General features: G+C 61.5%; 8 protein-coding genes. 1 reads left to right on the forward strand and 7 read right to left on the reverse strand.

The window, feature by feature from the left end:
- Nucleotides 1–72: 72 nt before the first annotated feature.
- Nucleotides 73–1,248 carry a M20 aminoacylase family protein gene (locus ACZ1HA_RS18765; RefSeq protein ID WP_472714976.1) on the forward strand — a complete coding sequence of 392 codons (1,176 nt, stop codon included), beginning with the start codon at nt 73–75 and terminating at the stop codon, nt 1,246–1,248.
- Here ACZ1HA_RS18765 and ACZ1HA_RS18770 read toward each other — a convergent pair.
- From ACZ1HA_RS18770 to ACZ1HA_RS18800, 7 genes are all read right to left on the reverse strand, one after another.
- Nucleotides 1,233–2,105: a dimethyl sulfoxide reductase anchor subunit family protein gene (locus tag ACZ1HA_RS18770; protein WP_472714977.1), complete on the reverse strand. Its 873-nt coding sequence runs from the start codon at nt 2,103–2,105 to the stop codon at nt 1,233–1,235. The genes ACZ1HA_RS18765 and ACZ1HA_RS18770 overlap by 16 nt on opposite strands.
- Nucleotides 2,105–2,854: a 4Fe-4S dicluster domain-containing protein gene (locus tag ACZ1HA_RS18775; RefSeq protein WP_472714978.1), complete on the reverse strand. Its 750-nt coding sequence runs from the start codon at nt 2,852–2,854 to the stop codon at nt 2,105–2,107. Before ACZ1HA_RS18775 ends, ACZ1HA_RS18770 begins: the two co-directional genes overlap by 1 nt.
- 171 nt (nt 2,855–3,025) lie before the next feature.
- Complete coding sequence (locus ACZ1HA_RS18780; protein WP_472714979.1) at nt 3,026–5,839, reverse strand: molybdopterin oxidoreductase family protein; 2,814 nt, start codon at nt 5,837–5,839, stop codon at nt 3,026–3,028.
- A gap of 16 nt (nt 5,840–5,855) precedes the next feature.
- Nucleotides 5,856–6,854, reverse strand: a complete 999-nt coding sequence (pta, locus tag ACZ1HA_RS18785; RefSeq protein ID WP_472714980.1) for a phosphate acetyltransferase — start codon at nt 6,852–6,854, stop codon at nt 5,856–5,858.
- Between the two features lie 40 nt (nt 6,855–6,894).
- Nucleotides 6,895–8,673, reverse strand: coding sequence for a sulfoacetaldehyde acetyltransferase (xsc, locus tag ACZ1HA_RS18790; protein ID WP_472714981.1), 1,779 nt, complete (start codon nt 8,671–8,673; stop codon nt 6,895–6,897).
- An 83-nt stretch (nt 8,674–8,756) separates the two neighbouring features.
- Nucleotides 8,757–10,241, reverse strand: a complete 1,485-nt coding sequence (pdxR, locus tag ACZ1HA_RS18795; protein ID WP_436398249.1) for a MocR-like pyridoxine biosynthesis transcription factor PdxR — start codon at nt 10,239–10,241, stop codon at nt 8,757–8,759.
- Nucleotides 10,242–10,700: 459 nt separating this feature from the next.
- The gene (locus ACZ1HA_RS18800; RefSeq protein ID WP_472714982.1) at nt 10,701–10,928 is read right to left on the reverse strand and encodes a hypothetical protein; all 228 of its coding nucleotides are present in this window, start codon (nt 10,926–10,928) and stop codon (nt 10,701–10,703) included.
- Nucleotides 10,929–10,956 lie beyond the last annotated feature (28 nt).

Raw genomic sequence — 10,956 nt, forward strand, 5'->3', positions numbered from 1 at the left:
CGCCCCACCCGTTGTTGACGCGGGCGCACAGCTGATCATAGTTGCCGGTATTCTCACACCGGAGCGTTGCCCATGAATATCCTGCCTGAAATTGCTGCGAGCGAAGACGAACTGATTGCGGTTTTCCGCGACCTGCATGCGCATCCGGAGATTGGTTTCCAGGAGAGCCGCACCAGCCGCATTGTGGCCGAGAAACTGCAGGCCTACGGCGTGGATGAGATCACCACCGGCATTGCCGGTACGGGTGTTGTGGCACTTGTGCACGGGCGGGGTCAGGGCAACCGGCGCGTGGGGCTGCGTGCCGATATGGATGCGCTGCCGATCGTTGAGGATACCGGGCTGGCCTGGGCTTCTGAGAACGACGGGGTGATGCATGCCTGCGGGCACGACGGGCATACAACAATGCTACTGGGTGCGGCAAAGCACCTGGCGGGAACGCGCGATTTTGACGGGACCGCAGTACTGATTTTTCAGCCCGCCGAAGAGGGGCTTGGCGGTGCGCGGGGCATGATCGCGGACGGGCTTTTTGAGCGGTTTCCCTGTGACGAGATTTACGGAATGCACAATTATCCGACGGGTGTTCCGGGAAAATTCGGCATCTGCAAGGGGGCAGCACTTGCAGGGGCGGCGTTCTTTGACATCCGGGTTGAAGGGACAGGCAGCCATGCCGCGCACCCCGACGAATCCCGTGATGCGCTGATGGTGGCCGCCAGCCTTGCGACCGAGCTGAACACAGTGCTGGCGCGCAACATCCCGCCGCAGGATACCTGTGTGCTGTCGGTGACGCAGCTGAATGCGGGCTCGGCCTACAACGTTGTTCCGGGCACTGCGACCCTTGCCGGGACGATCCGGTATTTCCGCGATGAAATATACCGGATTGCGGCTGACCGGATGCAGGCCATCTGTGATGGCTATGCCGTGGCACATGGCGTGAAAATTCATCTCGATCTGCGCCCGGTGTTCGATGTGCTGATCAACGATGACGACCTGTCAGAGGCCTATGTGGAAGCGGCGGCAGACATCGTGGGGCCGGAGAATGTCTCAGCAGACGATGCGCCCACCACAGGGTCCGAGGACTTCGCCGACATGCTGCGCGTGGTGCCGGGGGCCTATTGCAGCCTGGGGCACAGCGGCACGCTGCCGCTGCACAACCCGGGCTTTGTTCTGGGCGAGGAGATCCTGCCCGTTGGCGCGTCCATTATGGCGCGGATCGTCGAACGGCGGATGCCGCTTCAGCGTTTGCCGTAGTAAAGGCCGACCACGTGTTCGGCCTCTGCAAAGAAGAGCCAGCGCGCGGTCAGCACACCTGCCACGTGGCTGATCACGGCGAGCAGCGCCAGGAAATGTGAGAACGGCAGTGACAGCAGCACAACCGGCAGCACGACCATCAGAACCAGCGAAATGATCCGCAGTTTCTGGCTGTGTTTACGGCCGATCTCGTGCACGAATTCGCGCAGCAGATAGTTGGTGCCGGTGTGTGGTGGCTCAAAAGCGCGGACACTGCCGATGCTGCCCAGTCCGGTGGCAGAAGCCATGTCGGTCCCGGAGCTGGCCAGCGCCTTGTCCCCCATGTTCCATGTGACCAGCTGCACGGCACCCGCGATGACCAGCAGCACGAGCGCTGCGGTAACCTGGCCGGAGAGCAGTGCGCCACCTGCCAGCGAAAGCGACAGGAACTTGACCGGTGTGACGGGCATGTTCCAGCGCGGGATGGTTTTCAGCTGGGTGTAGATCATCGAGGTGGTGAAAACAGTAGCCATCGACAGGGCAGCTCCGATGATGCCAAGCAGGCTGTAGCGTTCGCCCAGAAACACGAGGCCCGCGCCATACAGGCCCATGACCACCAGTGCACCTACAGCGCACCAGGCTTCGCGGCTGAGCCAGCTGGAGCGCCATTGAGTGAAGGCTTTGATCGCCCGTTCGGGCCGGCCAAGGTGGAAGGTCGAAGACAGAAGACCGCCCACGGCCATGGCGTAGGCGATGGCGAAGAACGCGAAGGCTGTCCAGCCGGTGACTGCAGGGTAGCCAAGGCCCAGCCAGGTCAGCAGGCCAAAGCCCAGGCCGCTGAAAACAGTGAAGAAAATGACGGAAGGTGCGGGATGCATCAGAGTTTCTCCAGTGTTTTGTCAAGCCAGCCGAGGAAGCCTTTGGGCTCCTCTGCCACAGGTTCCAGGAAGGGGGCCAGTACATCGAATTCCGGCATCTCGTCCTTGGGCCGCGGGGGCAGGTATTTGTTCACAGGTTTGGTGCCCTGCTCGGGCATCAGGTCCATGCCACCACGCTCGGCGACCAGCTTGCTGACGTCGCTGTCGGGATCGCCCAGATCACCAAAATGACGGGCACCGGCGGGGCAGGTGCGCACACAGGCAGGCTGGCGGTCTTCCTCGGGCAGGTTCTCGTTATAGATCCGGTCGACGCAGAGCGTGCACTTCTTCATCACGCCTTCGGCCTGGTCGAGTTCGCGCGCGCCGTAAGGGCAGGCCCAGGCGCAGAGGCCGCAGCCGATACAGTCGGATTCGTTCACCAGAACGATGCCGTCCTCGACCCGTTTGTAGCTGGCACCGGTCGGGCAGACCGTCACACAGGGCGCGTCCTCGCAGTGCAGGCAGGACTTGGGGAAGTGGATAAGCTGGGCGGCGGCGTCACCTTCGGGCTGGACCTCGAAGGAGTGCACGCGGTTGAGGAAGGTGCCGTTGTTGTCGGCGCCGTAAGCGTTCTGATCCGACAGGGGCGCGCCGTAGTTTTCGGTGTTCCAGCCTTTGCAGGAGATCACGCAGGCGTGGCAGCCGACGCAGGTATCGAGGTCGATCACGAGGCCCAGTTTCTTGTCGGTCTGTGCTGGCAGAGTGGTCATGTTCGGCCCTCTTTTCTGGCCGTCGGTGCGGCGTCGGTATCGTGTCGGTTTAACGTCGGTATTACGTCGGTATTACGTCGGTGCGCGGCGTGCGGTGGTGCAGGGTGTTGTTAAGGAGGATTTTCCGGGGCGCTGCCCCGGACCCCGGGATATTTCCGGCCAGAAGAAGGGTCATTTGCCCACCTTCCATTTCAGGTCTTTGGGACCTTTGCCGACGGGCGATTTTATCGCGTCAAAACCGGGTTTGGATTCGTCCGGTGGTGTGGCTTTTTCGATCCGCACCTTGAGGTCGAACCAGGCGGCCTGGCCGGTGATCGGATCAGAGTTGGCCCAGCGCAGACCGTCGCCTTTGGGTGGCAGCAACTCGTGGATGAGGTGATTGAGCAGGAAGCCGCGGGTGGCTTCGGGTGCGTTTTCCTCGAGCGCCCAGGCGCCTTTGCGTTTGCCGATCGCGTTCCAGGTCCAGACCGTGTTTTCGTTGAGCGCGGCCATTTCCAGGACGGGTACCGTGATCTCGCCGTGTGGCGATGTCACCTTTGCCCAGTCGCCGTCCGAGAGGTTGTTTTCCCGCATCAGCTTTGTGGGCAGGTAAAGCGGGTTGTGGCCGTGCAGTTGTCTGAGCCAGGCGTTCTGGGACCCCCAGGAGTGGTACATCGCCATCGGGCGCTGGGTGAGGGCCGTGACCGGGAATTCATCGACCTTGTTTTCTTCCTCGGAAGAATACCAGATCGGCAGGGGCGACATTTTCTCTTTGATACGGGCGCGCAGGTATTCGGGTGGCTGGCGGTCGCCATGGCCCTCTGCGGCCAGCTGGAAGCGGCGCATCGGCTCGGAGTAGAGCGAGAAGAGATAGGGCTCGGGTTTGTCGTAAAGCCCCATGCCCACAGCCCAGTCCTGGTAGGCGGCGTTCCAGGGTTTGTAGTAATTCGCCCCATCGGGGATGTGTTCGACAAAGAAGCCGCCGTTTTCAATGTAGCGGTCCAGCTGGTTGGGGTTTACCTCACCGCGGCCGGACTGGTCACCGTTTTCGCCGCGGAATCCGGCCAGCGGGCCGATGCCCGGTTTGCGCTGGTGGTTGACGATATAGTCACCGTAATCCGCGTATTTCTGGCTGCCGTCCTCATTCACAAAGCCCGGCAGGCCCAGCATCGCGCCCAGCTCGCAGAGCATGGACTGGAAGCCTTTGACGTCGCGGTCGGGCTCGATCACGGGCCAGCGGATCGCATCCGCGGCGGCGTCGGCTTCGCAGATCGGACGGTCGAGCAGCGAGATGCAGTCGTGGCGTTCCAGATAGGTCGTGTCGGGCAGCACCAGATCGGAATAAGCGACCATTTCGGAGCTGTAGGCATCCGAATAGATCAGTTTCGGGATGACGTAGTCGCCGTTCTCGTCCTTGTCCGTCAGCATGTCGATCACGCCGCGGGTGTTCATGGACGAGTTCCAGGACATGTTGGCCATATACATGAACAGCACGTCGATTTTGTACGGGTCACCCGCGTAGGCGTTGGAGATCACCATGTGCATCAGCCCGTGGCTGGACATGGGGTTTTCCCAGGTGAAGGCCTTGTCGATGCGCGCCGGCGAGCCGTCTTCGCAGAGTGCCAGATCATCAGGACCGTGCACAAAGCCCAGGTGCGGGCCATCGAGGGGCGTGTCCGGTGTGACCTTGCAGTGCGGTTTCGGGTGGGCCGTGGCCGGTTTCGGATAGGGCGGTTTGAACCGGAAGCCGCCGGGCACTTCGACGGTGCCGAGGATGATCTGCAGCGTGTGCAGGGCGCGGCAGGTCTGGAACCCGTTGGCGTGGGCGGAGATGCCGCGCATGGAGTGGAAAGAGACCGGGCGGCCGATCATTTTGTCGTGCGTTTCGCCGCGGAAATCGGTCCAGGTGTGATCAAGTTCGAAGCTTTCCTCGAACGCCACGCGGGCCAGTTCGGCGGCGATGGCACGGATGCGGTCAGCGGGGATGCCGCAGCGGTCGGCCACGTTTTCCGGCGCGTATTGATCATCGAGATACATATCCGCCATCTGGTGGAAGACGGGGCGGTGGGTCCGGCCATCTGCCTCATACGTGGCGGCGAGGTCTGGTTTGACGCCGGGCTGGTCAAAGGGCGTGAGCTTGCCGGTCACGCGATCGATCACCAGTTCTTTGCCGTTCTCGTCCCGCATCAGCAGGCCATGATCGGCAGCGCCCGGGTTGTTGATCACCAGCACCGGCGCATTGGTGTATTGCGCGAGATAGTTGAGATCCATTTTGCCCGCTTTCATCAGGCATTGGATCATCGCCAGGATAAAGAGGCCGTCGGTGCCGGGCGTGATGCCGACCCAGTCGTCGGCCACAGCGTTGTAGCCGGTGCGGATCGGGTTCACACCGATCACCCGTGCGCCGCGCGCTTTGATTTTGCCGATGCCCATTTTGATCGGGTTACTGTCGTGATCCTCGGCCACGCCGAAGAGCATGAAGAGTTTGGTGTGATCCCAGTCCGGCTGGCCGAATTCCCAGAAGGCCCCGCCCATGGTGTAGATGCCCGCCGCGGCCATGTTGACCGAACAGAAGCCGCCGTGGGCAGCGTAGTTCGGGGTGCCGAAGTTCTGTGCCCAGAAGGAGGTGAACGACTGCGACTGGTCACGACCCGTAAAGAAGGCGAGTTTCGACGGGTTGTCGCGGCGCACCGGTGCCAGCCATTCGGTGGCGATTTTCAGGGCCTCGTCCCATTCGATCTCTTCGAACTCGCCGGAGCCGCGCTCGCCCACACGCTTCAGCGGTTTGCGTAGACGCGAGGGGGCGTTGACCTGCATGATGCCTGCCGAGCCCTTGGCGCAGAGCACGCCCTGGTTCACGGGGTGATCTTTGTTGCCTTCGATGTACGCGACTTTGCCGTCTTTCATGTGCACGTTGATGCCGCAGCGGCAGGCGCACATGTAACAGGTGGTCTTGCGCACCTCATCGGAGACTTTCGGGCTCAGGTCGAGGACTGGCTGGTTCATGGAAAGCTCTCCTGGGTTAACGCGCGACCTGCAGGACGGTCACGGCGATCATGTTGGTCACATCCGCGGCAGTGCAGCCACGGCTGAGGTCATTTGCGGGTTTGGCTAGGCCCTGCAGCACCGGGCCGATGGCCTCGGCCCCGCCGATGCGCTGGGCAATCTTATAGCCGATGTTGCCTGCATCGAGGTTCGGGAAAATCATCACGTTGGCCTGGCCTGCCACATCCGAGCCTTTGGCTTTGGACGCGGCGACCTCCGGCACAAAGGCCGCGTCGAACTGCAGTTCGCCGTCGGCTTTGAGGTTGGGGTGGTTTTCGCGCAGCAGGGCTACGGCGTCGGCCACTTTGGTGACCTTCGGGTGTTTTGCCGAGCCCATAGTGGAAAAGGACAGCAGTGCGGCCACCGGTTCAACGCCCAGCAGCTGACGGCAGGAAGCAGACGAGGCGACGGTAATGGCGGCGAGCTCCTCGGACGAGGGATCAATCACCAGACCGCAGTCACCAAAGATCATCGCGTCGCGGCCGGAGGGGTGGTTTTCGGGCAGCGCCATAAGGAAAAAGCTGGAAACGAGGGCCGCATCGGGTGCTTTGCCGATCACCTGCAGGGCGGCGCGCACCGTGTCAGAGGTGGTGGCAACAGCACCCCCGACGGTGCCGTCAGCATGGCCCTGGCGGACCATCATCGCAGCAAAGACCAGCGGGTTCTGTACTTGTGCCTCTGCAACCCCGGGCGTGACACCCTTGTGTTTGCGGAGCTCATGGAAGGCGGTGGCAAATTCAGGGGACAGCGCGGAGGTTTCCGGGTCCTCGATCTGAATTGCAGGATTGTTCGGCTCGCCCGCGGCGACCAGTTGCGCGGCGACGTCATTGTGCGGGCCCACCAGGGTGATCCGCGCGGTGCCGGCTTTTACGGCGGCAATGGCGCCGGCCACGATCCGGGGATCGTGGCCTTCGCTCATCACGATGTGGGCAGGCCGGGCGCTGGCGCGCTCTGTCAGATCGCGCAGTACGCTCATGGCCTGGACCCTTTCTTTATGCAGGTGCGTGGATGCACCCTCAGGCAGTCTGCGGACGCATGTCGTCTTTGCTGATGCCAGCAACTTCGACAGGCTTCTTCATCGCATCACGGCGGAACGGGTCACCCAGTTCCTGGTTGATCATGGCTTCGATCAGCGTGGTCACGCCGTTTTCCATCTGGTCCTTGATTGCCTGGTTCAGAGCGTCGGTCAGCTCTTCCTGCGTGCGGGCAACAACACCCTTGAGACCACAGGCATTCGCGATACCGGCATAGGACACGTCTGTGTCGAGCTCAGTGCCGACGAAGTTGTCGTCAAACCAGAGTGTCGAGTTACGCTTTTCTGCACCCCACTGGTAGTTGCGGAAGACGATCTGTGTGATCGCCGGCCATTCGCCACGACCGATCGCTGTCAGCTCGTTCACCGCGATGCCGAAGGCGCCGTCACCGGCGAAACCGACAACCGGTACGTCCGGCTGGCCGATTTTCGCACCAACGATGGCGGGCAGACCGTAGCCGCAGGGACCAAAGAGGCCCGGTGCCAGGTACTTGCGGCCTTCCTCAAACGCCGGGTAGGCGTTGCCGATGGCGCAGTTGTTGCCGATGTCGGACGAGATGATCGCCTCCACGGGCAGCGCGGACTGGATCGCACGCCACGCCATACGCGGGGACATCCAGTCAGGCTTGGCCGCACGGGCACGTACGTTCCAGTCGGTGCCGGGATCGTCCTGCTCGTGTGTCAGCGAGGTCAGTTCCTGCGCCCATGCAGATTTGGTCTGGGCGATTTTTGCCTTGCGCTCGGCGCGGCCTGAGTCGCCTGCATCGTCGCTCAGCTGTGCTGTGATGCCGTTGGCCACTTTTGCGGCGTCGCCGACGATGCCCACGGTGACCTTCTTGGTCAGGCCGATGCGGTCGGGGTTGATGTCCACCTGAATGATGGTCGCATCTGCGGGCCAGTACTCAATGCCGTAGCCGGGCAGAGTGGAGAACGGGTTCAGACGGGTGCCGAGGCAGAGAACCACATCGGCCTCTTTGATCAGCTGCATGCCTGCCTTGGAGCCGTTGTAGCCCAGCGGACCGGCGAAGAGCGGATGGTTGCCCGGGAAAGCGTCGTTGTGCTGGTAGCCCACGCAGACCGGTGCGTCGAGACGCTCGGCCAGCACTTTGGAGGCTTCGATGCCGCCTTTGGACAGAACCACACCGGCACCGTTCAGGATGACAGGGTTCTTGGCGTTGGACAGGATTTCCGCCGCTTTGGCCACAGAGCCTTCGCCGCCGGGGGAGGCTTCGAATTCGATCGGCTCGGGGATTTCGATGTCCACGACCTGGGTCCAGAAGTCGCGCGGGATGTTGATCTGTGCCGGGCCGCTGAGGCGCTTGGCTTTGGCGATGACGCGGGCCAGAACCTCGGCCACGCGGGTCGGGTCACGCACTTCTTCCTGATAGGCCACCATGTCTTCGAACAGTTTCATCTGCTCAACTTCCTGGAAGCCACCCTGACCGATGGTCTTGTTCGCCGCCTGCGGGGTGACCGGGAGGAGCGGTGTGTGGTTCCAGTATGCGGTTTTGACCGCGGTCACGAAGTTGGTGATGCCCGGGCCGTTCTGGGCGATCATCATGGACACCTTGCCGGTGGCGCGGGTGTAACCGTCGGACATCATGCCGGCGGAGCCTTCGTGCGCACAATCCCAGAACTGGATACCGGCATCCGGGAAGATGTCGGAGATGGGCATCATGGCCGAGCCGATGATCCCGAACGCATGTTCGATCCCATGCGACTGGAGTGTTTTTACAAAGGCTTCTTCGGTCGTCATCTTCATGGCGGGTGCTCCTGAGGGCTGAGTTGGCGATTCTTGGTTTGGTGAGACAGTAATGTTTACGTAAACGGCGTGTTAGGGCCAGATCAGGATCGGACTAGGGCCAGATTGGCCATATCCTGAATTTCTGATGCGACCAGTGAAACCCCTTCGGCAATACGCGGGGCGGGGATGGAGGAATAGGCCAGGCGGTAGAATTCGCCGGGCTGGTCCGGCCCTGCGAAAAACGAATGCCCGGGTTCAATCAGGACGCTGCGGTTCTGCAGACGGCGGGCCAGCTCCTGGGTATCGACATTTTCCGGCGCACGCATCCAGAACGATGAGCCGCCGTTGGCGCCCTGTCCGGCGATCTGCAACCCCTGGTCGGCGATGGCCTTTGTCATGACTTCGCGGCGTTCGTGCAGGGCGGTGCCCATGCGCCGGATCAGCGCGTCGTGATGGCCCAGCGACAGGAAGTAGGCGGCTGTGCGCTGGACGTGCCCCGGAGGGTGCCGCAGCACCGAAGCGCGCAGGGCGCGGGCCTCCCGGATAAAGGGTTCCGAGCCCACCAGATACCCCAGGCGCAGGCCGGGAAAGAGCGATTTTGAGAAGCTGCCCACATAGATCACGCGGCCATCGGTATCGAGGCTCTTTAGCGCGGGGGACGGGCTTTTGAGAAAGGACATCTCAAATTCGTAGTCATCTTCCACGATCAGCGCGTCCATTTCCGCCGCCCGTTTCAGCAGATCATGGCGGCGGTGCATGGGCATCGTGCCGGTCGTCGGACACTGGTGGCTGGGCGTGGTAAAGATCACATCCGTGTCGGGCGGAATTGCGTCAGGGGGCATGCCGTCGCTGTCGACCCGCACGGGTGTGACGTGACAGCGAGACTGCGACAGAATGTCCCTAAGCGCATGATAACAGGGGTCTTCGAGCGCCGCGCGCCGGCGCTGGGTCAGCAGGATCTGGGTCGTCAGCCAGAGCGCGTTCTGAGCGCCCAGGGTGATCAGGATCTGTTCAGGACGGGCCGCAATCCCGCGCCGGGGCAGTGTGTGCCGGGCGATAAATTCGATGAGCTGCGGATCGTCCTGGTCGTAGTAATCCGTGGTCAGCGCCGTGAAATCCTTTTGCCCCAGCGCTTTGAGGGCGCAGATGCGCCAGTTTGCGTGGTCAAAAAGGGAAGGATCGGCCTGGCCGTAGATGAACGGATAGCGGTAGCTGGCCCAGTTCGGCGGTTTGCGGGGCATGTCCCCGCCCGAGAATTTCTGACCGATGGCGCGGGTCCAGTCGATGGCGTCCGGGCCGCTCTGACTGGGGGCAAAGGCGGGCGGTACGGGCGCGTTCTCAGAGACGTAATAGCCCGAGCGTCCGCGCGACGAGAGATAGTCATTTGCCAGCAGTTCGGTGTAAGCGATGGTCACGGTGATCCGGCTGACGCCGAGGTGGCTGGCGAGTTTGCGTGTCGATGGCAGTTTCTCGCCCCGCTGGAACCGGCCCGACAGGATGCCCTGCGCAATCATCTGCTGGATCTGCGACTGCAGCGTGCCCTGAGCGTCAGGGTGCAGAAAGAAGGTTTCGACAGGGAGCGCCATGTGAGCATCTTACACTGGACTTACGCATGAAGCAATCTGGTATTAAATTCCCGGCAAAATGCGAAAAAGGTGCCCTGTAATCAATACGTTATACAAGCCATTTTGCCAATTAATGAAACCGTGAGTATCATTAATACAAGAATTTGGCAAGTCTTGGCCGTCGGTACGCTGTCGGTATCACGTCGGTGAAACGTCGGTATTGCGTCGGTGCGCAGCGCGCGGAGCACAAATAAAGTCTTTACCCCGCGCCTGCGGTCCCGCCGCGCGGGTGCACTCCGGCGGGCAGATCAACGGTCCGCGGGGTTGGTGTCGGGAATGACCGGTGAGAGTCCAAGACTGTCGAATGCTGTAGGAAACACTGACAGCAGCGTTGGTCAGCTACCGGTCTGCAACGCGATCAATGGCTTGTTACCATTAGCACCATTCGACTCATCATGAAGGTCGGGCTTCATCAACCGACTACTCCAAAATACGCTTCCTCATTACGATGACTTTGGCAAGCATGCCAAAGAAAGCAATTGGGAAGGCGGCAAACACCGCCGCCCCGGTTCCGAAAACCAAAATTAATGGATAAAATGAAATTGCAGCAAAATCTACTGGATAACCTTCAATCGGTTCAATTGGAGTGGCTGGAAAGGACCAGCCCAATACCCCACAACCAATGAAAAGTTGTAAGTGCTTGCGCAACACTGGATCCTTGCGCGGATTAATAATG

This window comes from Roseobacter sp. S87 (assembly GCF_055693285.1).

Coding starts and splice junctions, on each gene's coding strand:
- ACZ1HA_RS18770 (WP_472714977.1), bottom strand. CDS start 2,105: ATGCATCCCGCACCTTCCGTCATTTTCTTCACTGTTTTCAGCGGCCTG.
- pdxR (WP_436398249.1), bottom strand. CDS start 10,241: ATGGCGCTCCCTGTCGAAACCTTCTTTCTGCACCCTGACGCTCAGGGC.
- xsc (WP_472714981.1), bottom strand. CDS start 8,673: ATGAAGATGACGACCGAAGAAGCCTTTGTAAAAACACTCCAGTCGCAT.
- ACZ1HA_RS18775 (WP_472714978.1), bottom strand. CDS start 2,854: ATGACCACTCTGCCAGCACAGACCGACAAGAAACTGGGCCTCGTGATC.
- ACZ1HA_RS18780 (WP_472714979.1), bottom strand. CDS start 5,839: ATGAACCAGCCAGTCCTCGACCTGAGCCCGAAAGTCTCCGATGAGGTG.
- pta (WP_472714980.1), bottom strand. CDS start 6,854: ATGAGCGTACTGCGCGATCTGACAGAGCGCGCCAGCGCCCGGCCTGCC.
- ACZ1HA_RS18765 (WP_472714976.1), top strand. CDS start 73: ATGAATATCCTGCCTGAAATTGCTGCGAGCGAAGACGAACTGATTGCG.